21 protein-coding genes and 8 tRNA genes are annotated in these 26,857 nt (G+C 45.2%); 8 read left to right on the top strand and 21 right to left on the bottom strand.

Going from position 1 to position 26,857, the window contains the following annotated elements; all coding sequences use genetic code 11:
* Positions 1-81: 81 nt before the first annotated feature.
* The 11 genes from clpX to AWH61_RS10875 form a co-directional block, all read right to left on the bottom strand.
* Positions 82-1,356, bottom strand: coding sequence for an ATP-dependent protease ATP-binding subunit ClpX (gene clpX, locus AWH61_RS10925; RefSeq protein WP_014950146.1), 1,275 nt, complete (start codon positions 1,354-1,356; stop codon positions 82-84).
* 74 nt (positions 1,357-1,430) lie between these two features.
* Positions 1,431-2,060 (bottom strand): ATP-dependent Clp endopeptidase proteolytic subunit ClpP, encoded by a 630-nt coding sequence (gene clpP, locus AWH61_RS10920; RefSeq protein WP_014950147.1) that lies wholly within the window; start codon positions 2,058-2,060, stop codon positions 1,431-1,433.
* A 98-nt stretch (positions 2,061-2,158) separates the two neighbouring features.
* Positions 2,159-3,463, bottom strand: coding sequence for a trigger factor (gene tig, locus AWH61_RS10915; protein ID WP_014950148.1), 1,305 nt, complete (start codon positions 3,461-3,463; stop codon positions 2,159-2,161).
* A gap of 346 nt (positions 3,464-3,809) precedes the next feature.
* Positions 3,810-3,886 (bottom strand) — tRNA-Pro (locus AWH61_RS10910).
* 42 nt (positions 3,887-3,928) lie between these two features.
* Positions 3,929-4,013, bottom strand: a tRNA-Leu gene (locus tag AWH61_RS10905).
* Positions 4,014-4,020: 7 nt separating this feature from the next.
* Positions 4,021-4,096, bottom strand: a tRNA-His gene (locus AWH61_RS10900).
* 169 nt (positions 4,097-4,265) lie between these two features.
* Positions 4,266-4,342: transfer RNA gene (locus tag AWH61_RS10895), tRNA-Pro, on the bottom strand.
* A 42-nt stretch (positions 4,343-4,384) separates the two neighbouring features.
* Positions 4,385-4,469 (bottom strand) — tRNA-Leu (locus tag AWH61_RS10890).
* Positions 4,470-4,476: 7 nt separating this feature from the next.
* Positions 4,477-4,552, bottom strand: a tRNA-His gene (locus AWH61_RS10885).
* Positions 4,553-4,640: 88 nt separating this feature from the next.
* Positions 4,641-4,717 (bottom strand) — tRNA-Arg (locus tag AWH61_RS10880).
* Between the two features lie 24 nt (positions 4,718-4,741).
* Positions 4,742-4,818: transfer RNA gene (locus tag AWH61_RS10875), tRNA-Pro, on the bottom strand.
* 346 nt (positions 4,819-5,164) lie between these two features.
* On the opposite strand from AWH61_RS10875, the gene folD reads away from it, so the two are divergent.
* The 6 genes from folD to AWH61_RS10845 all read left to right on the top strand — a co-directional run bounded on the left by folD (position 5,165) and on the right by AWH61_RS10845 (position 11,492).
* The gene (folD, locus tag AWH61_RS10870) at positions 5,165-6,019 is read left to right on the top strand and encodes a bifunctional methylenetetrahydrofolate dehydrogenase/methenyltetrahydrofolate cyclohydrolase FolD (protein ID WP_014950149.1); all 855 of its coding nucleotides are present in this window, start codon (positions 5,165-5,167) and stop codon (positions 6,017-6,019) included.
* Positions 6,020-6,124: 105 nt separating this feature from the next.
* Positions 6,125-6,703 (top strand): DUF1415 domain-containing protein, encoded by a 579-nt coding sequence (locus tag AWH61_RS10865; protein ID WP_075177068.1) that lies wholly within the window; start codon positions 6,125-6,127, stop codon positions 6,701-6,703.
* A gap of 236 nt (positions 6,704-6,939) precedes the next feature.
* Positions 6,940-7,659 (top strand): tRNA (N6-threonylcarbamoyladenosine(37)-N6)-methyltransferase TrmO, encoded by a 720-nt coding sequence (tsaA, locus tag AWH61_RS10860; protein ID WP_075177067.1) that lies wholly within the window; start codon positions 6,940-6,942, stop codon positions 7,657-7,659.
* Between the two features lie 182 nt (positions 7,660-7,841).
* Entirely contained in the window at positions 7,842-9,560 is a 1,719-nt protein-coding gene (locus AWH61_RS10855) for a proline--tRNA ligase (RefSeq protein WP_075177066.1), read from the top strand.
* Between the two features lie 37 nt (positions 9,561-9,597).
* Entirely contained in the window at positions 9,598-10,440 is an 843-nt protein-coding gene (locus tag AWH61_RS10850) for an MBL fold metallo-hydrolase (RefSeq protein WP_014950153.1), read from the top strand.
* A 35-nt stretch (positions 10,441-10,475) separates the two neighbouring features.
* Positions 10,476-11,492: a phospholipase A gene (locus tag AWH61_RS10845; RefSeq protein ID WP_075177065.1), complete on the top strand. Its 1,017-nt coding sequence runs from the start codon at positions 10,476-10,478 to the stop codon at positions 11,490-11,492.
* Positions 11,493-11,573: 81 nt separating this feature from the next.
* On the opposite strand, the gene AWH61_RS10840 is transcribed toward AWH61_RS10845, so the two are convergent.
* The 4 genes from AWH61_RS10840 to guaB all read right to left on the bottom strand — a co-directional run bounded on the left by AWH61_RS10840 (position 11,574) and on the right by guaB (position 17,538).
* Complete coding sequence (locus AWH61_RS10840; protein ID WP_075177064.1) at positions 11,574-12,476, bottom strand: histone deacetylase family protein; 903 nt, start codon at positions 12,474-12,476, stop codon at positions 11,574-11,576.
* Between the two features lie 109 nt (positions 12,477-12,585).
* The gene (locus AWH61_RS10835; protein ID WP_014950156.1) at positions 12,586-14,208 is read right to left on the bottom strand and encodes a methyl-accepting chemotaxis protein; all 1,623 of its coding nucleotides are present in this window, start codon (positions 14,206-14,208) and stop codon (positions 12,586-12,588) included.
* 212 nt (positions 14,209-14,420) lie between these two features.
* Positions 14,421-15,998 (bottom strand): glutamine-hydrolyzing GMP synthase, encoded by a 1,578-nt coding sequence (guaA, locus tag AWH61_RS10830; protein WP_061095505.1) that lies wholly within the window; start codon positions 15,996-15,998, stop codon positions 14,421-14,423.
* A 70-nt stretch (positions 15,999-16,068) separates the two neighbouring features.
* Positions 16,069-17,538 carry an IMP dehydrogenase gene (gene guaB / locus AWH61_RS10825; RefSeq protein WP_014950158.1) on the bottom strand — a complete coding sequence of 490 codons (1,470 nt, stop codon included), beginning with the start codon at positions 17,536-17,538 and terminating at the stop codon, positions 16,069-16,071.
* A 100-nt stretch (positions 17,539-17,638) separates the two neighbouring features.
* Between guaB and xseA the strand changes: the two genes are divergently transcribed.
* Together xseA and AWH61_RS10815 are read left to right on the top strand one after the other, a co-directional pair.
* Positions 17,639-18,991 carry an exodeoxyribonuclease VII large subunit gene (gene xseA, locus AWH61_RS10820; protein WP_075177063.1) on the top strand — a complete coding sequence of 451 codons (1,353 nt, stop codon included), beginning with the start codon at positions 17,639-17,641 and terminating at the stop codon, positions 18,989-18,991.
* Positions 18,992-19,006: 15 nt separating this feature from the next.
* Positions 19,007-20,164 carry a hypothetical protein gene (locus tag AWH61_RS10815; protein ID WP_075177062.1) on the top strand — a complete coding sequence of 386 codons (1,158 nt, stop codon included), beginning with the start codon at positions 19,007-19,009 and terminating at the stop codon, positions 20,162-20,164.
* On the opposite strand, the gene AWH61_RS10810 is transcribed toward AWH61_RS10815, so the two are convergent.
* The 6 genes from AWH61_RS10810 to ispG form a co-directional block, all read right to left on the bottom strand.
* Positions 20,161-20,340 (bottom strand): hypothetical protein, encoded by a 180-nt coding sequence (locus AWH61_RS10810; RefSeq protein WP_039218122.1) that lies wholly within the window; start codon positions 20,338-20,340, stop codon positions 20,161-20,163. The genes AWH61_RS10815 and AWH61_RS10810 overlap by 4 nt on opposite strands.
* A 359-nt stretch (positions 20,341-20,699) precedes the next feature.
* A complete protein-coding gene (gene der / locus AWH61_RS10805) occupies positions 20,700-22,145 on the bottom strand; it encodes a ribosome biogenesis GTPase Der (RefSeq protein ID WP_014979823.1) in 1,446 nt (481 codons plus the stop codon).
* A 290-nt stretch (positions 22,146-22,435) separates the two neighbouring features.
* The gene (gene bamB, locus AWH61_RS10800) at positions 22,436-23,695 is read right to left on the bottom strand and encodes an outer membrane protein assembly factor BamB (RefSeq protein ID WP_083605916.1); all 1,260 of its coding nucleotides are present in this window, start codon (positions 23,693-23,695) and stop codon (positions 22,436-22,438) included.
* A 44-nt stretch (positions 23,696-23,739) separates the two neighbouring features.
* A complete protein-coding gene (locus AWH61_RS10795; protein WP_075177061.1) occupies positions 23,740-24,360 on the bottom strand; it encodes a YfgM family protein in 621 nt (206 codons plus the stop codon).
* Between the two features lie 12 nt (positions 24,361-24,372).
* Positions 24,373-25,656, bottom strand: a complete 1,284-nt coding sequence (gene hisS, locus AWH61_RS10790) for a histidine--tRNA ligase (protein WP_075177060.1) — start codon at positions 25,654-25,656, stop codon at positions 24,373-24,375.
* Between the two features lie 82 nt (positions 25,657-25,738).
* Positions 25,739-26,857 (bottom strand): flavodoxin-dependent (E)-4-hydroxy-3-methylbut-2-enyl-diphosphate synthase, encoded by a 1,119-nt coding sequence (ispG, locus tag AWH61_RS10785; protein ID WP_014950167.1) that lies wholly within the window; start codon positions 26,855-26,857, stop codon positions 25,739-25,741.

The raw sequence follows: 26,857 nt of genomic DNA, 5'->3' as shown, positions 1-26,857 counted from the left end.
GATTAGACAGCGAGATCTGAAACTTTGGATGTTAAAAACAAAAAAAAGGCCCTGAAGGGCCTTTTTTCACAAAACCAGCATCTATTCAGAGGCGGCTTTCTTTTCGTTGCTGTCGTAAATCAAGATAGGTTTTGATTCACCGCGAATAACGGTTTCATCAATAACAACTTTGCTCACGTCTTCCATTGAAGGAAGGTCGTACATAGTATCAAGCAAAACCGCTTCAACGATTGAGCGAAGACCACGTGCGCCTGTCTTACGATCCATTGCCTTTTTAGCAATAGCATTAAGTGCATCGTCACGGAACTCTAGCTCTACATCTTCCATCGAGAACAATGCACCATATTGCTTGGTGATTGCATTCTTAGGCTCGCGTAGAATTTGAATTAGTGCTTCTTCATTCAACTCTTCAAGGCTTGTTACTACCGGTAGACGTCCAATGAACTCTGGAATCAACCCATATTTCACTAAGTCTTCAGGCTCAACTTGCTTAAACAGTTCACTGATTTGTTTGCTGTTGTCTTTCGACTTAACCGTAGCACCAAATCCAATACCCGTGTCTTTTTGTGCGCGTTGCTCAATAACTTTATCAAGACCAGCAAACGCACCACCACAGATGAACAATATCTTAGAGGTATCAACCTGCAGGAATTCCTGCTGTGGGTGCTTACGTCCACCTTGCGGAGGAACAGACGCAACCGTACCCTCAATCAGCTTTAGAAGCGCCTGCTGTACACCTTCACCCGAAACGTCACGAGTGATAGATGGGTTGTCTGACTTACGAGAAATCTTATCAATTTCATCGATGTAAACAATTCCGCGCTGCGCTTTCTCTACGTCGTAGTCGCACTTCTGCAGTAACTTCTGGATGATGTTCTCAACGTCTTCGCCCACGTAGCCAGCTTCAGTTAGCGTGGTTGCGTCAGCCATGGTGAACGGAACATCAAGCAGGCGCGCTAGGGTTTCCGCTAGCAGCGTTTTACCACTACCGGTAGGTCCTATTAGCAAAATATTACTTTTGCCAAGTTCTACGCCTTCGTGAACGTCGCCATTGCGCAAGCGCTTGTAGTGGTTATATACCGCTACTGATAATACCTTCTTTGCATGTTCTTGCCCGATAACGTAATCGTCTAGGTGAGCATGAATTTCACTTGGTTTAGGTAAAGCGTCCTGCTTTTGCTTAGGCGCGATTTCCTTAATTTCTTCGCGAATGATATCGTTACATAACTCAACACACTCGTCGCAAATGAATACCGACGGGCCTGCTATTAACTTTCTTACTTCGTGTTGGCTTTTGCCACAAAACGAACAGTACAGTAGCTTATTATCACCGTCACCGCTTTGCTTATCACTCATTACTTTTGCCTCTGCCTTGCCTGAGCCGAAAACCAAAACGTGCTATGCACTGGCTCAGGTCTACTATAACTATACTACTTAGTTGCGGCTACGTCAGATCGATTTGCTAAAACTTGGTCAACAAGGCCATATTCTTTTGCCTCAGTTGCACTCAAGAAGTTATCACGGTCTGTGTCACGCGCGACTTTTTCATAGTCTTGACCAGTATGGTCCGCCATAAGGCGATTCAATTTCTCTTTAATAGACAGAATTTCTTTCGCGTGTATTTCAAAATCAGATGCCTGACCTTGGAAGCCACCAAGCGGTTGGTGAATCATTACGCGCGAGTTAGGTAGACAGTAGCGCTTACCTTTTGCTCCTGCAGATAGTAGAAATGCGCCCATGCTTGCAGCTTGGCCCATACATACTGTACTCACGTCTGGCTTGATAAACTTCATCGTATCGTAAATTGCCATGCCAGCAGTTACCGAACCGCCTGGTGAGTTAATGTATAAGAAAATATCTTTCTCTGGGTTTTCAGCTTCTAAGAACAACATTTGAGCAACGATGAGGTTGGCCATGTGATCTTCAACTTGTCCTACCAAGAAAATTACGTTTTCTTTCAATAGGCGAGAATAAATGTCGTATGAGCGCTCACCTTTAGAGGTTTGCTCAACAACCATAGGAACAAGTGCATTCATTGGGTCAAACGGGGTATTAGTCATAGCTACCTTGATTATCTAGCGTTAAAAACAAAAATGCTCGGAAGGCTCCGAGCATTTAAGCAGTTGCTGACAAGTAATGTCAATCAGACAGTAAAAAATTACGCCTGTTTGTTCATAACCTCGTCAAAAGCTTTAGTTACTTCGGTAACTTTTGCTTGCTCAAGAACCCACTCAATAGCTTGTTCTTCTAGTGCAACGTTCTGCATTTGTTGCATAAGCTCTTGGTTGTTGTTGTAGTAATCAACAACTTCTTGCGGATCTTCATACGCTGAAGCAGCAGTTTCGATCATCTCGTTAACTTTAGCTTCGTCTGCTTTAAGTTCGTTCTGCTTGATCACTTCACCTAGAAGAAGACCAATAGATACGCGACGTTTAGCGTTGTCAGTAAACAACTCAGCTGGTAGGTCTGGAAGGTTCTGACCACCGCCTTGCTGGCTGAAACGTTGCTTAGCTTGCTCGCGAAGTGCATTCACTTCTTGATCGATAAGCGCTTGAGGAATATCAATCTCGTTAGCTTCAACTAGCTTAGCAATAACGTCTTCTTTAACTTGCGCTTTTAGCGTCTGGTTTAGTTCACGCTGCATGTTCTTACGAACTTCTGCTTTAAGTGCGTCAACACCGCCTTCTTCAACACCGAATAGTTTAGCAAACTCTTCGTCAACTTTTGGAAGGTTTAGGCCTTCTACTTTCTTAACGGTAGTTTGGAAAACTGCATCTTTACCTTTTAGGTTTTCTGCGTGGTAGTCTTCAGGGAAAGTTACTTCGATAGTCACTTCTTCACCCGCTTTCGCGCCAACAAGTGGCTTTTCGAAACCAGGGATCATGCGATCTTTACCTAGCTCAAGAGCGAAGTCTTCTGCTTTACCACCTTCAAACTCTTCACCGTCGATAGAACCAACGAAGTCGATGATAACTTTGTCGTCTTTCTTCGCTTTACGCTTAACTTCTTTCCAAGTTGCGTGCTGCTTCTGAAGTGTTTCCATCATGTTATCTAGATCTTCGTCAGTAATTTCTACTACTGGCTTTTCGATTTCGATATCGCTAACACCTTTCACTTCTACTTCTGGGTAAACTTCGAAAGATGCTGTGAATTCTAGGTCCTGACCGTCTTCGTCTTTAGTCAGTTCAAACTTCGGCATACCAGCAGGCTGAATTTTTTCTTGAATCACTGCTTGGTAGAAGTTTTGCTGCATAACATCGCCAGCAACTTCTTGGCGAACAGCTTGGCCGAAACGCTTTTTGATTACGTTTACAGGAACTTTACCTGGACGGAAGCCGTTGATGCGTTGTGTTTTCGCCAATTGCTGTAGACGTGACTTAACTGCTGAATCAACCGTGTCAGCTGGAACGGTGATAGTAAGACGGCGTTCTAAACCCTGGGTCGTCTCGACTGAAACTTGCATTATGTTACCTCAACTATACGCCTTTACAGGCGTTTTGTTCTCAATCCCCTCTCCCGTCATGCAAGAGTTGCATATCACTCCGGGGTAGAGGTCGTTATTCGACGTTTATAAAATCAAAGTTAGGACACGAAATTGTGTCAAAAAGCCAACCTGAAACAAACGTACTGGTTAAAAAAAGACGCGGTAGTATACAGCCGCATACCACAAGAGTCGAGAGGCAAACACAAGTTTGTAACAACCATTTGAACGCATTTTGACCAAATAGCGAAACTAATAGCCTAAATAGCGAAAAAGACGGAATCTATGCGAATTTATTGAGCAATGAATAAAGAGGAGAGAAAGATAATGGTCGGTGAGACAGGATTTGAACCTGCGACCCCTTGTACCCAAAACAAGTGCGCTACCAAGCTGCGCCACTCACCGACAGATATATCTTTTTGAAAAGCCCTGCGAGAGCTTTAAATATGGTGCGGAAGGAGAGACTTGAACTCTCACGCCGTGAAGCACTGGAACCTAAATCCAGCGTGTCTACCAATTCCACCACTTCCGCGAAAAAGTGGGGTGGACGATGGGACTTGAACCCACGACAACCGGAATCACAATCCGGGGCTCTACCAACTGAGCTACGCCCACCACAGTAATCCTGTTCAGTCTTATGTGTGAATTGATAAACACATAAGCGCCTACCGAGCTGTCAGGATCTTACATAGCTACTCGATAGTTAAAGTCGACTCATACCCTAGCCCACAGATGATTTATCACTTTTAGCTAGAAGTATTTACTGAATCGAAGAAAGCATAAATGGTCGGTGAGACAGGATTTGAACCTGCGACCCCTTGTACCCAAAACAAGTGCGCTACCAAGCTGCGCCACTCACCGACTGGAATGCTTACATTAAGCTTTTGATAAAGCTTGAAAATATGGTGCGGAAGGAGAGACTTGAACTCTCACGCCGTGAAGCACTGGAACCTAAATCCAGCGTGTCTACCAATTCCACCACTTCCGCAAAAAAGTGGGGTGGACGATGGGACTTGAACCCACGACAACCGGAATCACAATCCGGGGCTCTACCAACTGAGCTACGCCCACCATAGGGTGTGTTTGCAATTTACACGTTTTATTTTAGCAGTGTAAATACGAAAATTCAGCCTTGCTATCAGGACCTACCTGACTCGCATGGCGCGCCCGGCAGGATTCGAACCTGCGACCCACGGCTTAGAAGGCCGTTGCTCTATCCAGCTGAGCTACGGGCGCTTGGCGAATCTTCGCTGCAAAAAGTGGTCGGTGAGACAGGATTTGAACCTGCGACCCCTTGTACCCAAAACAAGTGCGCTACCAAGCTGCGCCACTCACCGACTGTCGTACCGACCTTGAAGCGTTAGCCTCTGTGCCGTTACGGGGTGCGAATATTACTGACATCCCCCCACCTCGTCAAACACTTTTTTAAATAAAATTATCAACCGCTCACAAAGCATCCATTCTCACGTTTTTTTGAACAATTACCCTTGTATTTGCCTGTCTTTAGCCTAGGTTTGCGCTTCTTTTAAAGGGTAAGCATCAGGCTTTCCATTAACGGTCGTTTACGTTGAACATTTGTGGCGAATAATTGCAGAGTAATAACTACTAGAGTATTAGTCCTATTTTATGAAACAATATAGGGCACTTGTTGACCACCAAACCATATAAGAATCGTACAAGACTATGACCGCCCATCTTATTGACGGCAAACTAATTGCCAAACAAGTTCGCCAACACGTAACCTCCTATGTTGAATCGCTTACGCAAGCAGGTAAAAGACAACCAGGCCTAGCCGTTGTCCTTGTTGGCAGTGATGCAGCTTCTCAAGTTTATGTTTCCAATAAACGTAAAGCGTGCGAAGAAGTGGGGTTCGTTTCTCGCTCTTTCGACCTTCCTTCTGATACCACAGAAGAGACCTTGCTAAATTTAGTGGACGAGCTAAACGAAGATAAAGAGATCGACGGAATTCTGGTACAGCTTCCTTTACCTGCAGGGTTAAATGCAGAAAAGGTACTTGAACGTATTCACCCTCATAAAGATGTCGACGGATTTCATCCATACAATATTGGCCGCCTTGCACAGCGTATTCCTGCACTACGTCCCTGCACGCCAAAAGGCATCATGACCATGATAGAGTCAACCAAGCGCCCTGTAAAAGGTTTAGACGCGGTCATTGTAGGTGCGTCGAACATTGTGGGGCGCCCTATGAGCCTGGAACTGCTTTTAGCAGGCTGCACCGTTACTACCTGTCATAAGTTCACTCAGGACCTTAAAAGTCACGTTCAACGTGCAGACCTACTGGTAGTCGCAGTAGGTAAACCGAACTTTATTCCTGGTGACTGGGTAAAGCAGGGCGCGATTGTCATTGATGTAGGTATTAATCGCGTTAATGATGGTTCACTTGTTGGCGATGTTGATTTCGAAAAAGCGAAAGAGCGCGCAGGCTGGATAACCCCCGTTCCAGGCGGAGTTGGGCCGATGACAGTAGCCAGTTTGATAGAGAATACGCTGGAAGCTTACGTAAAATATCATTCTTAAAGTACAAATAGTTCAACCTAAATGTTAGGCAGAAATCAAATTTCTGCCTTTTTGTTTTATACTCCCCTCACGTTGAACACAGACTCAAACTGACCTACACCTTTTATGGCAGAACCAACATCTCCTTTATGGGAACAGCACGTAATTGATGCAACGCTTAAATGGGTTGACGACATTGTGATAAAACACAACTTTTGTCCCTTTGCGCGCTATGTAAGAACACCTCATCAAATTCGGTGTGTGGTAATTGAGGGCGATGCGGGAAATGTCGTTCAATCGCTATACGATGAGTTGCGGCATTTAGAAGAGAATGACACCACCGCTACAACACTAATTGCACTCACGCATTCAACCCTTGCTGATTTCAACGAATATCTCGATGTATTGGCTATTAGCGATAATATGCTGCACGACTGGGGATACAGCGGCACTTACCAACTTGCCAGCTTCCACCCCAATTATGTATTCGACGGTAGCGACGTAGACGATGCTGAAAACTATACCAATCGTTCACCCTACCCGCTTTTGCATTTGATTCGTGAAGCTGATATCACACGCTACATGAAGAAAGAAGAAGATGCCGAAAAGATATTCAGCCATAACATTGCAAAAGCACGGACGCTTGGGTGCCCTTATTTTGAGAGTGTGTTAGACACGCTTAAAAAAAATAAGCCCGCTCGATAAACACGGGAAGCTTGCTTTTTTGTGCAATGTAAAAAACACGCACTAAAAAGAGAATAAGCTCGTGATGCGAGCAGGCCTAAAGTATTGGATTACTCCAGGGAACCCAAATAAGCAGCTCCTTTTAACAAGCAGGATGTTTATTTGACTCAAGCTTTCACTTGAAACGTCACTTTACCTGCAAATTATGTGAGTAATATGACAACGTTACACATTTTTGACTTCGTTAAGGCTAAAACGTGAATACCCACAATTCATTTTCTCTCGAGGCTATAGCGACTGTCGCTACGCCTTTCAAGCAAAAGTTTGCTATTCCAAGACAGCCCAACTTGGCTAACGCCCAAGGTGTTATCACCTTCAAAGAAGGCTTTAACGATATCAATATGCTCAAAGGGATAGAGAATTACAGTCACCTATGGCTGCTTTTTATCTTTCACCAGAATATTGAACGCGGTTGGAAAAATACGGTAAAAGCCCCTCGTCTAGGTGGTAATGCAACTATGGGCGTATTGGCAAGCCGCAGTACCCACCGACCTAATGGAATTGGCATGTCTGTGGTGAAAAACAAAGGTGTAGTTAGCATTGACGGACAAACACAGTTAGTGGTTGAAGGAGTAGATTTAGTCGACGGCACACCGCTTGTCGATATCAAGCCCTATATCGCGTACGCTGATAGTGTTCCTAGCGCCAGCGATAATCTTGATAACATTAACCCCATACCCAATCGCGACGTATCATTCGCCGATACAATCCAGCCCACACTTGCTGAAATAGAGAAAAAGCACCGTGGTTTTTCTGCCTTGGTGACTGCGGTACTGTCCCAAGACCCTCGCCCAGCCTATAAACAGCATATTGAAAATGATGAGAAAACCTACCGCGTGACGCTATACGATATTGATGTAGGGTTTGAAATAAGAGATGCCGCCGTTAAGGTGACCGAACTGGTTCATTTAGGATAATTACACTATTAGTGTTAACAGTCTGTGGCGAAATAGCTCACAGTTAATTAGAATACGCCCAAACGTGTGACACCTTATCTCGGTTCAAGCATTTCGCAATGTTTTGTTTTGCGAATTGCCGTTTGCGAAAGAGCATCACACTAACCGTCATAAATACATTTATAACAGGATACCTGCTTTACATGCGCACTAGTCAATATTTGCTTGCCACGCAGAAAGAAACACCTGCAGATGCAGAGGTTATCAGCCACCAGCTTATGCTAAGAGCTGGTATGATCAGAAAGCTTGCCTCGGGTCTATACACATGGTTGCCATCTGGTCTTCGTGTACTTAATAAAGTAGCCAATATTGTTCGTGAAGAAATGAACAAAGCAGGCGCGATTGAAGTGCTAATGCCCGTTGTTCAGCCCGCAGATTTGTGGGAAGAATCTGGACGATGGGAAGAGTACGGCCCAGAGTTACTTCGTATTAAAGACCGCCACCAGCGAGATTTCGTATTAGGTCCAACGCACGAAGAAGTTATTACCGCGCTTGTGCGTAATGAAATTAGCAGCTATAAGCAGCTTCCGCTCAATCTATACCAGATTCAGACTAAATTCCGCGACGAAGTGCGCCCCCGTTTCGGTATTATGCGTGGTCGTGAATTTACCATGAAAGATGCGTACAGCTTCCACTTAGAAGACAGCTGTTTAGAAGAAACGTATCAAAAAATGTACGACGCTTACTGCAATATATTCTCGCGTATGGGCTTAGACTTCAGAGCAGTCATTGCCGACTCTGGCTCTATTGGTGGTAATCACTCTCACGAGTTCCACGTACTTGCCGCATCAGGTGAAGACGATATCGCTTTCTCAAGCGACAGTGATTACGCAGCCAATGTTGAAATGGCTGAAGCTGTTGCGCCTGAAAAAGCTGTCGCATCGGGCGCTGCAGTTGAGACTAAAGATGCCAAAGGCAAAGATTTCAATGCTATCTTAAAAAGCGTAGAAGCCGAAGTGACAAACGCGGTCAAAGTCGTAGTAGTGAAAGCCGCTAATGAAGTAGACAGTAAAGGCGAAGAAGTAGTTTCTGATAAATGGGTAGCCCTTGTACTTCGTGCTGATCATGAGCTTAATGATGTAAAAGCAGAGAAGTTATCCAGCGTTGCAAGCCCGCTTGTTGAAGCATCATTTGAACAAGCAAAAGATATTCTTGGCGTGTCACCATTGTTTGCTGATGCAACCAACCTGCCTGTACCCGCTTTTATTGACGCCAGTGCAGCTGCCCTTGCTGACTTCACTACAGGCGCAGGCGCAGGCGGTAAGGTAAATATTAACGTAAACTGGTCTGAAGATATTACTGGCGTTGATATTCGCAACGTTGTAGCAGGCGATGCATCTCCTGACGGGAAAGGCACGCTAGATATTAAACGCGGCATCGAAGTGGGTCATATCTTCCAGCTTGGCAGCAAGTATTCAGAGGCCATGAACTGCGGCGTACTAAGCGAATCAGGTAAGCACCAAACCTTAACTATGGGTTGTTACGGTATAGGCGTATCTCGAATTGTTGCGGCAGCTATTGAGCAAAACCACGATAAATTTGGCATAAAGTGGCCAGATCCTATTGCACCGTTTAAAATTGCATTAATACCAATGAATATGCATAAGTCTCATCGCATTAAAGAAGCAGCGGAAGCGCTTTATGAAGAGCTTGTTGCCCTTGGCGTAGAAGTGTTGTTTGACGACAGAAAAGAGCGTCCGGGTGTCATGTTCAATGATATGGAATTAATTGGCATACCTCACAGCATTGTTATTGGTGAAAGAAACCTAGATAATCAACAGGTTGAGTATAAGAATAGACGTACTGGTGAAAAGCAGTTGTTAGATATTAGCGCAGCAAAGGACTTTGTAGCCGCACTCTAGCGCCTGATCTCGCCGATTAGATTAGAAAAGAGGACGTATGCGGTTAACATTTTATGGCGTAAGAGGGTCAATCCCTACCCCGGGAGCAGCTTACGTCCGCTATGGTGGTAATACTGCATGCGTTCACATTGAGCTTGAGGATGGTACCGATATCATCCTCGACTCTGGCACAGGGATTCGCGTGCTTGGCGAGCGCCTTATTCAAAAAGATACTCCCATTAATCTGCTGTTGAGCCACAACCATTGGGATCATATTCAAGGCTTCCCTTTTTTTGCGCCTATCTATCAGGCTTCACGCGAAATCAACATATACCCGGGTCAAACCCTCCTTGATGAACCTGATCAAATTTTAAAGCAAATGGAAGGGTCGTTATTTCCAGTCCCCCGAAGTGCGCTGAAAGCTAACATTTCTATTGTCGATATTCCCAAGTCTACAAGCCGATTTTCAGTAGGAAGCGCAACCATAACTCGCTTAGCCATGAACCACCCCGGTCGTGGCAGTGCCTATTGTATTGAAGCCGATGATGCAAAGGTGGCTTACATAACAGATAATGAGCTTTACCCCCCCTACAAAAAAGAAACAGACTTTATCGATTTCGCAAAATTTGCACAAAATGCCGATCTGCTAATACACGATGCACAGTATATGTTGTCTGACATGCCAGCGAAGAACGGATGGGGTCATTCGGTCGCGGAAGAAGCGGTGAAACTAGCAATGGCATGTAACGCAAAAAAATTAGCTTTATATAGTCATGATCCAGAACGGACTGATGACGATATAGATGATGTTGTAAACCATTGTAATGTATACGTCACAGTGGCAGAGTCTAATCTACAAGTATTTGCATCTTCAGAAGGCCAAGCACTGGACTTCAGTTAAGCATAACAACAACCCCACGTTACGGAGAATTAAAGGTGTCTGTGTTAAAGCCTTTTGTATTTTTAGCAGCATTTGCTGCTTGTACGCCTGTGTGCGCTCAACAATCACAAGAAGTGGTAAGCGAACAAGCGTCATCTTTAGAAAATAGTGAACAAGAGCGCACTGTTGAAAATGAAGAAAATCAATCGTCTCAGGAAGAAAGCGGTATTGAAGTTATCGATATCATCAAACGTGACACCATCACGGAAAGTGCACTGGATAACCGATTAGAAGGCGATAAAGAAGCACTGGATAATGTGTTTGCTATCACTCAGCATAGACAAAACTATCTACTTCCAATCACTTACGTTTCCAACCCAAGCTCTGTGGCCAGTGAAGAACTCACAAACGAGAACATAGACAATAAAGAAGCCAAATTTCAGGTAAGCGCAAAGCTGCCACTTTATTTGGAAGATACAGGATTCGACGGTGTTTACTTTGGCTTTACGCTTACCTCTTTCTGGCAGCTTTATAACAGTGAAGCGTCGAAGCCGTTTCGCGAGACCAATTACGAACCAGAAGTCTTTTGGCAAGAAACAGCCGATTATTCCGTACTTGGCTACAAATTTAATACCTTTCAAGTTGGTTTCAATCATATGTCTAACGGTCAAAGCGGGCTGCGCTCTCGAAGCTGGAACCGTATATTTGCCTCTATTGTCTTTAGTGACGATGACGATATCTACTACCTAAAGACGTGGTACCGTATTCCTGAAGACGAGAAAACAGACCCGCTTGATCCTACCGGCGACGATAACCCTGATATACAAGACTATTACGGTAGAATGGAACTTGGTTATGGAAGGAAAATTGGCGCGTTTAAAGTACTGGCGCTTTTACGAAATAACCTCGACGTAGATGAGAACCGAGGCAGCATCCAGCTAGACTTCACCTACCCTATCTCTGACCGCTATGAAGTCTTGCTTCAATACTTCAATGGCTATGGCGATTCGCTTATCGACTATAACCGCTCACAAGAACGTATTGGTATCGGTTTTCAGCTGCACTTTTTGTAATAAATAACCACGTAGACACAGGATGGGCACGCCAAACCGCTTTTGCATGGCGTGCTCTTCTCAATTCGACATCACTGTATGCTAATCAATCACGCCTGCCGCGCGATAAAGCTGAATATGCACATCTACCAGTGCTGCAATATCTCTTTGGTAGCCTCCACCAATTACCGCAGCAATCGGAACGCCTAAACGCTCGGCTAACGCAAAAACTTGCGTATCTCTTTCGTACACGCCTTGCGTAGAAATATGCAAATGACCAAGGTCGTCGTTTACATGCACATCAACGCCTGCGTCATAGATGATGGCATCGGGCTGAAATTGTCTCATTACCATCGTTAGCGCTTGTTCTAGCGTAGTTAGATACTCATCGTCTTCGGTGCCCTTATCGAGCCCTATATCAATATCGGAACGCTGCTTTCTGTGGGGAAAGTTCTTTTCACCATGAATAGATAAGGTAAAAATATCACGGTCGTTTTCGGCAAGTTTTGCTGTGCCATCGCCTTGATGCACATCTAGATCGACAATAAGCACATTTTCAACGGACGGGGTTTGCTGCATAGTTTTCGCTGCCAAATATAAATCGTTGAACAAGCAAAAACCTGAACCAAAATCAGCAAACGCGTGATGATACCCGCCCGTTAAATTCAATGCTTTTCCATGCTCTAGCGCTAGCTTGGCTGTTAAACAGGTCCCAGCAACGGCAGTACGGGTACGCTCAATCAGCTGCTGCGACCAGGGAAAGCCTATGCGGCGCATGGCTTTCTTATCTAATGCGCCAGTACTTAGTGCATCAACATAGTCCGGATCGTAATAGGCAGTGAGAAAAGAAAGATCAACCGGTGATGGAGTAACAAAACGCGATGCTTCCACACCACGATTTAACAATTCATCGCGAATACCTACGTACTTCTCGATGGGAAATCGGTGTCGCTCAGGAAGATCTAACTGGCTATAAATAGGATGAAATACGAGTGGTGTTGTCATTATTATCAATACTAGTTTAGGCCGCGCGCATCTATAACAGATAAAAGAAAAGGGGCGTGAACATTGTTCAAACACTCCCTTTTAACGTGTTTATACTGACAAAGCACAGTTAGCGGGTCAAACTGTTCACCACCTTTTCAACATTTTCTGACATACTTTTCATTGAGCGTGACATGTCATCACGCTGAGCAAGTTGATGATATTTTTCAGATGATGTGACCACATTACTGATAATTGTTTCCACCTGCTGAAGTACAGCCTCTTGCTCATCTGCGGCTTCGTTAAGCGCCACAACTACGCTGGCCGTTTCTTGAATATCCCTCACCACGTTATTGAGTGTTTCAAGCGCTGTCGCTGCTTCTGCTGCGTTTGTGTCTGACAGCTGCTTGCCTGACGACATCGCCGCAACGGCCCCTTTTGCTTCAGCTTCAAAACTACTTAAAATGTCGTTAATTTCCTTGGTCGACTGCTGTGTTTTAGCTGCAAGTGCTCGAACCTCGTCGGCTACCACGGCAAAACCACGGCCATGCTCACCTGCCCTAGCAGCTTCAATTGCTGCGTTTAGAGCCAGTAGGTTAGTCTGATCGGCAATTTCATTAATAACATTTACCACTTTTAGAATATTGGTACTGCGGCTTTGCAGTTCTGACACGATATTACTTGATTCGGTTACCGTTTTAGCTAGCTGCTTAAAGCCTGCATTGGCGCTTTCAAACGTGGCATAACAACTTGCCACGTTCTTTTCGGAGTTATTTGTCGCCACAGCAACTTGGTCAGTGATTGCCACTAAATTTTGCACAATCTCTTTAAGTTTATCCGTACTGCTATCAAGCGAGCGCGACGCATCCCGTTGTCCATTGGCGCCTTCCATAATGGATTGGCTGACGTTACCGAGGGTGCCAAACGCCTTTTCCATTTCGGTCTCCGCTTGTTGAAGCTGCGCAACCGAATCTTTTAATTTGTTTTGTAATGCCCTGGCTGATTCTGCCAGCATGCCCAATTCATGGTCGCTGGAATACGTTAACGCGTAGTCGTAACGGCTATGAGCCAAGTTGGATATACACGCCGCAACCTGCTTCGTTGGTTTAATAACCTGAGAGCGTAAACGAGCAATCACATAAGCAACAGAAAGCACAGAGAGCGCAATAGCCGCCAGTAGAATTATCCAGAGCATAGTGCGCGTATTGGCTTTAAGCTCAGCAATCGCGTTCGCTGAATCGGCTGCAATTTCCGCCGCGATACCTGAGAGGAGCTTAGCAGGCTCTCTATCAATACCTCGAACAAAGCTATCTCCAACCTTTGGATCAAACCCTGAGTTAATAAATGCGTCGTATCCTTCACGGTATTTCTCGGCCATGACTGCATGGGCTTTTTGAAATTGCCTGATATCTGACTTCACGCTTTCACTTATCACACTACTTGATAGCATCAGGTCAAACTGGCGAGTGATATCGGCCTCTCTCTGCTTGAATCGCTCCCAGTATTTTTCTCGGTCGTCTTTTTTGTGGCCACGCAACAATACGTTCTTCCACTCTTGCACTTGAGTTTTGAAAGTACTTAGCGTGGTATTGACGTCTCGTTCTGACTGAACAAGGGTGTTTTCTAACTCATCGAATGAATTAAGTAACGAGAAAGACTTTAGAATTGAGGCACCGTTTAATAGTACAAGAATTAAAAAGCTGGCGAGAACAGGCGTCATCACCAAACGGCTGATGCTTGTGTAATTGAACACGGCTTAACCTTTAGTATAAATTTAAAGAAGGACGTCGCCATTAAATGATATTTTTATGACGGTATGGTTACAAATTTGGTATGAATCAACATACCAATATATGCGAAAATATACACCCTTATAGTAACAGGCTTATTAACTTGCTCTTTTTTAAGTAGATACAAAAAAAGAGCCCGAAGGCTCTCTTTTCATTTCGGTAAATTTACACCCGTTTATTCCCACTCAATCGTAGCAGGTGGCTTACCAGAAATGTCGTATACTACGCGGCTAATGCCGTCAATTTCATTGATAATGCGATTCGACACTTTACCTAGGAAGTCGTAGGGTAAATGTGCCCAGTGAGCTGTCATGAAATCGATGGTTTCTACTGCACGAAGGCTTACTACCCAGTCATATTTACGCGCATCACCCATTACGCCAACTGAGCGCACTGGAAGAAATACGGTAAACGCTTGGCTTACTTTTTGGTATAGGTCAGCTGCATATAGCTCTTCAATGAAGATAGCGTCTGCACGACGTAGTAAGTCGCAATATTCTTTCTTAATTTCACCAAGTACACGAACACCTAGACCCGGACCAGGGAACGGATGACGGTAAAGCATGTCGTACGGTAAACCTAGCTCAAGGCCGATTTTGCGTACTTCGTCTTTAAAGAGTTCACGCAGTGGCTCAACAAGACCTAGCTCCATATCTTCTGGAAGACCACCCACGTTGTGGTGCGATTTGATTACGTGCGCTTTACCCGTTGCAGAACCCGCTGATTCAATAACGTCTGGGTAAATAGTACCTTGCGCTAACCACTTCGCGTTTTCACGTTTGCCCGCTTCTTCGTCAAATACACGAACGAACTCATTACCAATAGCTTTACGTTTCAGCTCAGGATCTTCAATGCCTTTTAGGCGTTCAAGGAAACGCTCTTCAGCGTCTACACGGATAATGTTAAGGCCGAAATGGTCACCAAACATTTCCATTACCTGATCAGCTTCATTTAAGCGAAGCAGGCCATTGTCTACAAACACACAAGTAAGTTTGTCACCTATCGCGCGGTGAAGCAGCATGGCTGTTACTGAAGAATCTACACCGCCTGAAAGGCCAAGAATAACTTCTTCATCGCCCACCTTCTCTTTTATGCGCTCAATGGCATCGTCAATAATTGCGCCAGCTGTCCAGAGCTTTTCACACTTACAGATGTCCATCACAAAGTGAGTTAATAGACGCATGCCTTGGCGAGTGTGAGTCACTTCAGGGTGGAACTGCACGCCATAGAATTGCTTCTCTGCGTTATACATTGCAGCATGTGGGCATGAAGCGGTTTGCGCGATGGTTTCAAAACCTTCGGGAATAGCTGCCACTTTATCGCCGTGGCTCATCCATACATCAAGCAGCGCCGCGCCGTTATCGCCTATCGCATCTTCAATTTTATCCAGCAGCGGGCTTGGCTTAATCACTTCTACTTGCGCATAACCAAATTCACGCTTGTCTGAACCCAGTACGCCACCACCTAGCTGTTGTGCCATGGTTTGCATGCCATAGCACACGCCTAGCACTGGCACGCCGGCTTCAAATACGTACTCGGGCGCGCGTGGTGAACCTTCTTCGGTTACTGACTCTGGGCCACCTGACAGAATAATCCCTTGAGGATTAAATTCGCGGATTTGCTCTTCGGTCACATCCCAAGCCCAAAGCTCACAGTAAACGCCTATTTCGCGAACACGACGTGCTATCAACTGCGTGTATTGCGAGCCAAAATCCAAAATAAGTATGCGTTGGTCGTGGATATTTGTGGTCATGTTTTATTTTTACCCGTTAAATAAAAGAACAAAGGCTGGTGTAGTACCAGCCTCGCAGTCGTCGGTCGCCTTAACCTAAACGGTAGTTTGGCGCTTCTTTGGTAATGCTTACATCGTGAACGTGGCTCTCGCCCATTCCGGCTGAAGTTACGCGCACAAATTGTGCCTTGGTATTGAGCTCTTCAATCGTTGCGCAGCCCGTTAAGCCCATGGCTGAGCGCAAGCCGCCCATTTGCTGATGGATAATATTAGCAATTGGACCTTTGTACGCTACGCGGCCTTCAATACCTTCTGGTACTAATTTCTCAGCGTTATCAGAATCTTGGAAGTAACGGTCTGACGAACCGTGGCTTTGATCCATAGCGCCTAGTGAACCCATACCGCGATATGACTTGTAATAACGGCCTTGGAAAAGTTCTACTTCCCCTGGCGCTTCTTCAGTACCTGCTAGCATGCTGCCAACCATTACGCAGCTTGCGCCAGCAGCCAACGCCTTAGCAATGTCACCCGAAAAACGAATACCGCCGTCAGCGATTACTGGAATGTCGGTATCTTTAAGTGCTTCTACTGCATCTGATACCGCAGTAATTTGAGGCACACCGCAACCGGTTACGATACGGGTAGTACAAATTGAACCAGGACCAATACCCACTTTAACAGCATCTACGCCGGCATCGGCAAGTGCTTTCGCGCCATCGCCCGTCGCAACGTTACCCGCAATAATTTGTACATCTGGATAGTCTGCACGTACCTTTTTCACGCGATCAATAACGCCTTGTGAGTGACCGTGAGAGGTATCGATAAGTAGAACGTCAACGCCTGCATCTACAAGTAGTGCAATACGTTCGTCAGTACCTGGTCCAACGCTTACCGCAGCACCAACACGTAGGCGACCAAGCGAGTCTTTACATGCATTAGGCTTGTTTTCTGCTTTCTGGAAGTCTTTAACAGTGATCAGGCCTGTAAGCTTAAACGCGTCGTCGACGACAAGAATTTTCTCAATGCGGTGTTCGTGCATTAGGTCTAACACCACATCAGAGCTTGCACCTTCTTTAACGGTAACCAGATCATCCTTACCGGTCATTACGTTTCTAATAGGCAAATTCAAACGCTTTTCAAAGCGAAGATCGCGGCCTGTCACAATACCAATTAGGTTATTATCTTTGTCAGTCACCGGGAAGCCAGAGTAACCAAGACGCTTAGAAAGCGCGATAACTTCACCGATGGTCGCATTCTCTTCAACCGTTACCGGGTCAGATACCACACCACTTTCGTATTTCTTAACTTCACGTACGTGTTTGGCTTGCTCTTCGGGCTTCATGTTTTTATGAATGAAACCAATACCACCCTCTTGGGCTAGCGCAATAGCTAGACGGGCTTCAGAAACCGTGTCCATGGCAGCAGACACCATTGGAATATTTAACGTTACGCCACGCGTAAGGCGTGTTTGTAAGTTGGCTGTGTGAGGGAGGACGGTCGAGTGGCCGGGAACCAGCAACACATCGTCGAACGTCAGGGCTTCTTGGATGATACGTAGCATGCAACAACACCTATTCAGTTGAGGGTTAATTGCGGCGCAATTGTAGTGTTTTTTAGTTTTCAGGTAAACTCTAAATGTATTAAACCCAGTGATTTTTTTTATGTTTACAAATTCGCCATCTACGTCTCGACAAATTTTAACAGTTACCAAGCTAAATCGCTTAGCCAGAACCGTACTGGAAGGCGAAATTGGCCTTATTTGGCTATCTGCCGAAATATCCAACTTTGTGGCAGCCGCATCAGGGCATTGGTATTTCACGCTCAAAGACAACAAAGCCCAAGTTCGCGCGGCCATGTTTAAGGGATCAAACCGCAATGTTCGTATCCGTCCTAAAGAAGGCGACAAAATTTTAGTGCGAGCGTCGGTTGGCCTTTACGAAGCACGCGGCGACTATCAACTGGTTGTCGAACACATGGAAAGCGATGGCGAAGGTGCGCTTAAGCAAGCGTTCGAAGCCTTAAAGTTCAAACTCAACAATGAAGGCTTGTTCGATACTGCTAACAAGCGTGCGCTACCTGAACGTATCAATCGCATCGGCGTAATAACTTCATCAAGCGGTGCAGCGCTTCACGATGTATTAAGTGTATTAAAACGACGCAGCCCACAAACCGAAATCATTGTTTATCCGTCGATGGTTCAGGGTGAAACTGCACCTTTACAGTTAATTAATGCGTTGAGAACGGCTAACCACCGCGCAGAAGTGGATGTGCTGTTACTTACGCGAGGCGGCGGTTCATTAGAAGACTTGTGGTGTTTTAATGATGAAAGCTTAGCAAGAGAAGTCGCTGCAAGTGCCCTTCCCATAGTTAGCGCCGTAGGCCATGAGGTAGACTTCACCATTAGTGACTTCGTCGCCGATGTTCGCGCCCCTACCCCATCTGCTGCTGCCGAAATCTTAAGTCAGGATTCTGCCGCTCTCTACCAAACGCTAAGTCAGCAAAAACAACGCTTAGCAAGGGCAATACTTCAGTACCTTCAAGCGAGTAAACAACAGCTTGCTTTAAAGAAACAACGGTTAAATGCGTTGCATCCACAAAGCCGCATTCAATCGCAGTGGCAAACGTTAGACAGACTACAACTTCGTTTAGCGCATAAAATGCAAAACGACTTGGCAAAAGCAGAGAAGCAATTACAAGGTCTTGATTACAGACTAAACAAACAATCGCCATCAGCAAACGTAGCGCGTGCAAAAGACAAACTGAATTACGCTAGCACCAAGCTCTTATCAAGCATGAATACACTCATTAGAAGCAAAAAAAATGAACTTGGTGGTAAAGTTAGCCTCTTACAATCCGTAAGTCCTCTTTCAACGCTCGCCCGTGGTTACAGCATTACTTTGTCCGACAAAGCAGCCATTAATAGCGTGAATAAAGTAAATGTAGGTGATGAGATAAAATCTCGGGTGACTGACGGAGAAATAACCAGTACAGTGACACACATTCAGCGGCAATAGGTAGCCTTAAGTATTATGCCCGTTCATGTAAACGCGTTTTCCTTTTCCAGTATTTACCAGCGGGCCTGTGCATTTTGGAGCCTAAAGTCACAGCGGTTCGCTGTACCCAAAATTTTGACATCTTTGTGCGTTTTTGTTCTGTTACTAGTGCCTGACTTCACCTTTGCTTCTATGGTCAATCAACCTGTCTCTGTTTTTTCTACCTACCCGAGCGAGACGTTACTCAGGGCTTGTGGAGCCCAACGAGCATTAAGCGAAGCTAATTCTTCTCAATCCACTAATTTGTGTTTTGAAGATGCGATTTCGCCCGACAGCTTTATTAAACTCCTAAGCGAATCAGGAGAGTTCAGTCATTTGTTCCCTTATGGCGAAGGAAACGACTACGAACTATTGATTGCTAATGTTGGCGCAGCGCCTGGCATGCATCGACAGCACGCAAAACAATTTGCAGAATTCACTTTACAATGGCGAGGGATAGAAATTGACTCATCTTCATTTGATGCGAGTGCCGCAGAAAACACAGATGTGAAAACGGAAACCGCTTTAGCCGAAGAAGAAGCTCAATCGTTGATTGCCCGCTGGATTCAACATGCCAAACATTCTGGATTATTTACCAGCCAGTTTTTGTTCGATGCGCTAGAAGCTAGCGACTATAAGGGTGGATTACAGGTACCAAACGCCATTGGCGACTTCACTAAATTAGATACTCAGTTATATCCAGACCCGTTTAACGGTGCAATTACTCGCTATATACACCCTGAGTTTGAAGATGCGCTCGTTGATGTCACCGTATATCCCTTTTTAGATCAGCTTTCTTCAGATGAAAACGAGCTACTTCCTAAGCAACTAGAAAGTGATCTGCAAAGAGCTAGTGCTACAGCCGATTTACAACAGTTAACATTGTCTCAAATCAGTCCAGCCTCACGCTATGAGGTTAACAGCGCATTAAGAGGATGGAGATTGGGGCTGAGCGCGGCATCTGAAACATCACCAACAATTTACGCGACAACCTATGTCTTTAAGCTACAAGATAAAATCGTAAAAGTGTCTACGACTTTTCCTCCTGACTTTTCAGACAATATTGTTAATCAATTGATTGTTAACGTAGAAGTTCCGCAAGAGTCTGAAATGATGAAAAAGGTTCGCTCTCTGCTTTTGGAAAGCGCGCATTAAGCTTTTTTCGCAGAACGTCGTTTAACTAGCGGCAAACTCAACGTTGGCTTTTCTTCTGTTTTGGCGGTGAGAATATATACTTTTTGCTGCTCTTTTGGTTTATACCTATCAAACCAGTTATACATTTGATTTTTTTGAAGTGGTGAGGCGACTTTAACCAATTTTTCTACTGACACTTTATCTCCCAAAAACACTGCTGGCTGTCTGCTAAACAGGTAGTGTCTGCAAAAACAGCTCCAAATTTCACATCCGTGGTAACCTCCCGAATTCAAAGGTACGTACCTATAAATGACTGAATATGTGAACAAAGAGAAAGTGGTACTAGCAGGAAAAGAATACAATCTAAGTGTAATAATGACCTAGCAGATTAAATCAAGAAAACCGTAGAGTTGAATACGACTGGCAAAATGCAATTCACGCTAAAGCGAGTCTAATTGGGGATTTCATCATGCCACAATAGTGGGGAAATTGAGTAATGTAAAAGCATGGACGCTATCGCCACTTGGTCAGAAATAGCGCCCTATCCTAAAAAAGGCTACTTTTTATCTTTGTAATAAGACATCATACGACGGCGCTTGCGCTGCTGCGCCAAGGTCAAATTAGCCTTCTTACCTTCAAACGGGTTGTTGCCTTCTCTGAATTCTATCTTAATAGGCGTGCCCATAATTTCTAGCGCTTTTCTGAAATAGTTCATCAAGAAACGTTTATAAGAGCTTGGTAAGTCATCCACTTGATTACCGTGAATAACAATAACCGGTGGGTTGTAACCACCTGCGTGAGCATACTTCATTTTAACTCGGCGACCACGCACCAGCGGAGGTTGATGGTCATCCTGAGCCATTTCCATAATTTGTGTAAGCAGCGCGGTATTAATACGCTTGGTCGCGCTCATATACGCTTCTTGTACGGACTCAAATAAATTACCAACACCCGAACCATGAAGCGCAGAAATAAAATGAATTCGAGCGAAGTCGATAAAGCCTAAACGACGGTCCATCTCGCGCTTTATGTCGTCTTTCACGTCAGTACTTAATCCGTCCCATTTGTTCACGGCAACTACTAATGAACGACCTGAATTAAGTACAAAGCCTAATAAGCTGAGATCTTGGTCGGTAATACCTTCTCTGGCATCAATGACCAATAGCACTACGTTAGCTTCTTCAATTGCCTGAAGAGTTTTAACAATAGAGAACTTCTCTACGGCTTCACTAATTTTCTTGCGCTTTCTCACGCCCGCGGTATCGATTAGGATATATTCACGCTCATCCCTTTCCATTGGAATGTACACGCTGTCACGGGTGGTGCCTGGCATGTCGAATACTACCACGCGCTCTTCACCTAAAATGCGGTTTGTCAGTGTCGACTTACCCACGTTGGGCTTACCTACGATAGCAAGTTTGATAGGTAACTCTTGAAGGCGTTGACGCTGCGTTTCAGCATCCTCTTCTTCTTCAGGCTCCTCATCGACAATTTCCATGTCCGGGAAATCAGATTCAAGTGGCTTTAAGGCGTCCTGCAGCAATTGGCTAACACCGCGACCGTGGGCCGCAGCAATTTGCTTAATATCACCTAAGCCTAAGGAATAAAATTCCGCACTTTCGCTATCGCCGTCAATTCCATCAACCTTGTTCGCCACAACAAACACTTTTTTGTTTATGCGTCGAAGATGATCAGCAATACCTTGGTCGGCTGGCAGCATACCTGCTCTGGCGTCAACCAAAAACAATACGACATCAGCCTCTTCTATAGCTAACAAAGACTGTTGTGCCATTTCAGCATCAATGCCCTCTTCATCGCCCGTAATACCGCCGGTATCCACTACTATGAACTGGCGCTTTTCAAATTTCGCTTGGCCGTATTTACGGTCGCGAGTTAGCCCCGGATAGTCAGCAACTAGTGCATCACGGGTATTTGTAAGGCGATTAAACAAGGTTGACTTACCAACATTAGGGCGGCCAACCAAAGCAACAACGGGTAACATTTATCAGATCCTAGGGGTCATGAAAGCTAAAAAAGCACAAGCCGCATACACCATCTATTACAACTAACGTTCGGGAGCTGTATTCTCTAACGAGAGGTGAATTACTATGAGGCTTTTGAGAATGGGCGCATTATACCTTGTTCACTACCTAATACCAATGGCGTTCAATAACACGAAGAGAAACCGTCTACCCATTGATAATGGCCAAGTTTAGGCCCGAAAAAACCGCGGGGTATAAAAAAAGGCGCTTTAAGCACCTTTTCTGTTTAAATATTAGCGAAACGTTCCTGTTACTTTGGAACTTGCACCGACGCTATTACGCCATTACGTGTTACCGCTATAATCTTATCATCAACCTTCAACGGCGCAGCATAGATTGAATCATCTTCGTCATCACCGCCAACATCTAGACGTGCAACAACTTCACCTGATTCTTGTTCAATCCAGTGTAGAAAGCCCCAGTTGTCACCAACAACCACATGGTCGCCTACTGGAGTAGCAGCCGTTAATGAGCGATGCTTAAGTGAACCTTGAGACCAAAGCTCTACGCCGTTTCGTCTATCAAGGGCATAAACGTTAGAGTTGTTGTCTACAACAAAAATCTTATTGCCGTCGATATTCAAATTGCGAAACGATGCATATTCACGTTTCCAAATTACACGACCTGAACGTAACTCTACAGCAGCTAATGTTCCGTTGTAAGAAACCGTGTAAACCGTGCCGCCAAATAAAACAGGCGTTGTGTCGATATCAACAATACGCTCTAACTCTGTTGCACCAGAAGGCGTTGCAATTACCGTTTCCCACGCAAGTACACCTGTTTCGATAAGATTAACCTGAATTTTACCTGTAGGTGTGCCGATGATAGCACCACCGTTAGATGCGATTGGGCCAGAAATACCACGTAGTGTTAGCGGAGGAGTATCACCTTCGTGTCTCCACAACTGTTCACCAGTGCGGGTATTGAAACCAAATAAGCTACCAGCACCCGTGTTAACCACTAAGATACCTTCATCAGCTGCCGGAGCCGCTAAAATCTCACCGGGAACAGACGCATCCCAAACTAACTCTCCGGTTTCTGCATCCATTGCAGCTACATAGCCGTTTTCTGTACCAATGAATACGTGTCTGTCTGCTACGGCGATACCACCAATACGTGCAGTCTCACCGCTACGCCACAAATTAGTGACTGAGCTTAGCATGCCCTCAGAGCGAAACTGTGCGAAATCTTTCTCCCACAACACCTTACCCGACTCAGGGTCCATCGCAACAACGGCGCCATGGCGATCGGCAGCATAAAGCTTGTCATAGGCATAAACAGGGCGAAGACGAGAGAAGTAATGATTAACGCCATCACCAATATCGCGATCCCACACTAATTTAGGTGTGAATTTAGCCTCAATAGGCTTTAAACGACGAATCTCTAATTCTTCATCATCTGCAAACCAGTCTGAAATAGTTGAGCAGCCAGACATTGTGATAGACACCGCGAGTGCCATACCTATCGTGCGAGCAAATCGACCTTTACGGCCACACGTGTTGTGAAACAAATTGCGTACCTCTTTATTATTTATACCAGCCCTAAGGCTTTCGCTTATTGCGCAGCAGATACCGATAGGTTATCTAACTTCATTTGTAAAAGCGGATTGTTGGCATTTTTTTCTAACGCATTTGAATAAGCTAAGCGAGCATCATCAAACTTGCCTTGTTTTTGATACACATCGCCTTTCAATTCAGAAATTTCTGCTGAAAATGCGTCATTTGTTACATTGCTAAGCGTAGACAACGCCGCGTCCAGCTGGTTCATTTCAATTTGCACACGCGACAAACGAAGTGAGGCAAGCACTTTCAATTCATCATTTTCGGCAAAGGTTACTACGCTATTTAGGTGAGAAGCTGCAGCGTCTAAATCACCCGCATCTACCGCTTGCTTAGCAGCAAGAAGGCTGGCAATGCTCGCATAACCACTGTTTTTGTTCTCTTCGATAAAAGCTTTAACTTTTGCGTCGCTGCCTTCTGTACCGAATGTTTCTACGGCATTTTGATAGGCAACCGATGCCGCTTCTTTAGTTTCAATTTGCGCTTCTGAATACGCTCTCCAGCCCCAAAGGCCACCTAGACCAAGCGCTGCACCGACAATAATTGCAGTACCGTGCTCTTTCCAAAAACGTTTAATCGCTTCTACTTGTTGTTCTTCTGTTGCGAACTGTTCCATGATGTCCTCTTTTTATTTTGCGCTCAGCATCTCTGCAACCTTATCAGATAAGGTATCGAAGCTGACTGTAACTTGTTCTTGACCATCGCGCAGTGGTTTAACACCTACTTCGCGAGACTGCATTTCGTCATTGCCTAAAAGCAGCGCTAAACGTGCGCCTGTTTTATCTGCACGCTTTAGTTGTTTTTTAAAGTTGCCGCCGCCACAGTGCATCATTATGCGTGTATTAGGAAGCGTATTTCGAAGATGTTCTGCTACCTCAATAGCGTATGACTGTGCCTCTTCGCCCATCGCCGTTACGTAAACGTCTGCGAAACTTGAGTCCTGACCTTCTTCGGTTAACGTGGTTAGCAACAGTACCAAACGTTCAATACCCATAGCAAAACCAACCGCAGGCGTTGCTTTGCCCCCGAGTTGCTCTACCAAGCCATCGTAACGGCCTCCAGCACACACTGTACCCTGGGCTCCCAAGCTATCTGTCACCCACTCAAACACAGTACGGTTGTAGTAATCTAATCCGCGCACTAGTCGAGGATTTATTTCAAACTCAATGCCTGCTTGCGTTAAGCGCGAACACAAGGTTTCAAAATGTACTTTAGATTCTTCATCAAGATGATCGATTAGCGCTGGCGCATCGGCAATCGCAGCTTGAACATCAGGGTTCTTTGAATCGAGTACGCGAAGTGGATTCGTTTCAAGTCGACGCAGTGAATCTTCATCGAGCTGGTCTGCACGCTGTTTTAAGAATTCAACCAGCGTATCGCGATATGCAGCGCGAGCTTCGTTTGAACCTAAGGTATTAATTTGAAGTTTTACGTGCTGCTCAATACCAAAAGCTTTCCAAAAGCGTGCACTAAGAAGAATCACTTCTAAGTCGATGTCAGGGCCGTCCATACCGTAGGTCTCTACACCGAACTGATGGAACTGGCGATAACGCCCTTTTTGTGGACGTTCATGACGGAACATTGGCCCCATGTACCACAGGCGTTGCTGCTGGTTGTACAATAAGCCGTGCTCGTTTCCTGCGCGCACGCAACTTGCCGTACCTTCTGGACGTAGCGTTAAGCTGTCGCCATTTCTATCTTCGAAGGTATACATTTCTTTTTCAACGATATCGGTAACTTCACCGATAGAGCGCTTGAACAAGTCGGTGCTTTCAACGATGGGAGTACGTATTTCCTGGTAACCATAACTCGCCACAACCTGACGAAGTACAGATTCTACCTTCTGCCATGTACCGGAAATCTCCGGTAGGCAGTCATTCATGCCTCGAATTGCCTGAATAGTCTTAGCCACGTGAAATTCTCATACTGCTAAATAGTGAAAAGCCCCGCATTATAGGGGCTTTGGGAATAAACAACAATGAACAAAAAATGTCTCAGTCTTTAACCGAGACCTGAATTTTATTTTGTTCACTCATACGCGATGCTTTGGCGCGAATCTTAGCTTCAAGCTTATCCACTAGATCGTCGTTAGGAAGACGTTCTTTAACGCGCTTACCGTCTTCATATAGGCCGCTCATGTTACGTGCGCCAGTGAGGCCCAAATCAGACACTTCTGCTTCGCCTGGGCCGTTAACCACGCAACCGATGATAGAGACATCCATTGGCGTAAGAATATCTTCCAATCGCTGCTCAAGAGCATTCACTGTGCCGATTACATCGAATTCTTGTCGTGAACAACTCGGGCAAGCAATAAAGTTTATACCGCGCGAGCGAATACGCAGTGACTTCAGAATATCAAAGCCTACTTTGATTTCTTCCACCGGATCTGCGGCTAACGATACGCGCAACGTATCACCAATACCTTCAGCCAATAGCATACCTAAGCCAACTGCACTCTTCACGGCGCCGGCGCGCTGGCCACCGGCTTCGGTAATACCTAAGTGAAGCGGCTGGTCTATTTTTTGTGCCAATAAACGATAGGCGCCAACAGCTAAGAAAACATCTGACGCTTTAACGCTGACTTTGAATTGATCAAAGTTAAGTTTGTCGAGAATATCCACATGACGCATTGCGGATTCAACCAGCGCTTCTGGCGTTGGCTCACCGTACTTCTCTTGTAAGTCTTTTTCTAACGAGCCACCGTTCACACCAATGCGAATAGGAATATTTTTGTCTTTTGCACAATCGACCACAGAGCGCACACGCTCCATATTACCTATATTACCTGGGTTAATACGCAGACAATCTACGCCGTATTCAGCAACCTTAAGTGCGATACGGTAGTCGAAATGAATGTCTGCAACGAGTGGCACACTCACCTGCTTTTTAATTTCTTTAAATGCTTCAGCCGCTTCCATCGTGGGCACAGATACTCGAACGATCTCCCCACCCACTGCAACAATACGGTTTATTTGATCGACGGTCGCTGCCACATCAGTGGTCCGCGTATTCGTCATAGATTGAACAGCAATGGGAGCGCCATCACCAATGGGGACGTTACCTACATTAATACGCGTAGACTTTCTGCGCTTAATAGGGCTTTCTGCAAACAT

The organism is Alteromonas sp. W12, assembly GCF_001924945.1.
GTDB lineage: Bacteria > Pseudomonadota > Gammaproteobacteria > Enterobacterales > Alteromonadaceae > Alteromonas > Alteromonas macleodii.
Note: the sequence above shows the minus strand (reverse complement) of the source record. Positions and strands in the feature narration are given on the sequence as shown.

What these genes read in the sequence shown, in the direction of transcription:
- AWH61_RS10840 (WP_075177064.1), bottom strand. Translation starts at nt 12,476, where the DNA reads ATGACAACACCACTCGTATTTCATCCTATTTATAGCCAGTTAGATCTT.
- der (WP_014979823.1), bottom strand. Translation starts at nt 22,145, where the DNA reads ATGTTACCCGTTGTTGCTTTGGTTGGCCGCCCTAATGTTGGTAAGTCA.
- AWH61_RS10865 (WP_075177068.1), top strand. Translation starts at nt 6,125, where the DNA reads ATGGCAGAACCAACATCTCCTTTATGGGAACAGCACGTAATTGATGCA.
- guaB (WP_014950158.1), bottom strand. Translation starts at nt 17,538, where the DNA reads ATGCTACGTATCATCCAAGAAGCCCTGACGTTCGACGATGTGTTGCTG.
- clpP (WP_014950147.1), bottom strand. Translation starts at nt 2,060, where the DNA reads ATGACTAATACCCCGTTTGACCCAATGAATGCACTTGTTCCTATGGTT.
- AWH61_RS10815 (WP_075177062.1), top strand. Translation starts at nt 19,007, where the DNA reads ATGCCCGTTCATGTAAACGCGTTTTCCTTTTCCAGTATTTACCAGCGG.
- guaA (WP_061095505.1), bottom strand. Translation starts at nt 15,998, where the DNA reads ATGACCACAAATATCCACGACCAACGCATACTTATTTTGGATTTTGGC.
- AWH61_RS10855 (WP_075177066.1), top strand. Translation starts at nt 7,842, where the DNA reads ATGCGCACTAGTCAATATTTGCTTGCCACGCAGAAAGAAACACCTGCA.
- AWH61_RS10850 (WP_014950153.1), top strand. Translation starts at nt 9,598, where the DNA reads ATGCGGTTAACATTTTATGGCGTAAGAGGGTCAATCCCTACCCCGGGA.
- ispG (WP_014950167.1), bottom strand. Translation starts at nt 26,857, where the DNA reads ATGTTTGCAGAAAGCCCTATTAAGCGCAGAAAGTCTACGCGTATTAAT.
- xseA (WP_075177063.1), top strand. Translation starts at nt 17,639, where the DNA reads ATGTTTACAAATTCGCCATCTACGTCTCGACAAATTTTAACAGTTACC.
- AWH61_RS10795 (WP_075177061.1), bottom strand. Translation starts at nt 24,360, where the DNA reads ATGGAACAGTTCGCAACAGAAGAACAACAAGTAGAAGCGATTAAACGT.
- folD (WP_014950149.1), top strand. Translation starts at nt 5,165, where the DNA reads ATGACCGCCCATCTTATTGACGGCAAACTAATTGCCAAACAAGTTCGC.
- tig (WP_014950148.1), bottom strand. Translation starts at nt 3,463, where the DNA reads ATGCAAGTTTCAGTCGAGACGACCCAGGGTTTAGAACGCCGTCTTACT.
- clpX (WP_014950146.1), bottom strand. Translation starts at nt 1,356, where the DNA reads ATGAGTGATAAGCAAAGCGGTGACGGTGATAATAAGCTACTGTACTGT.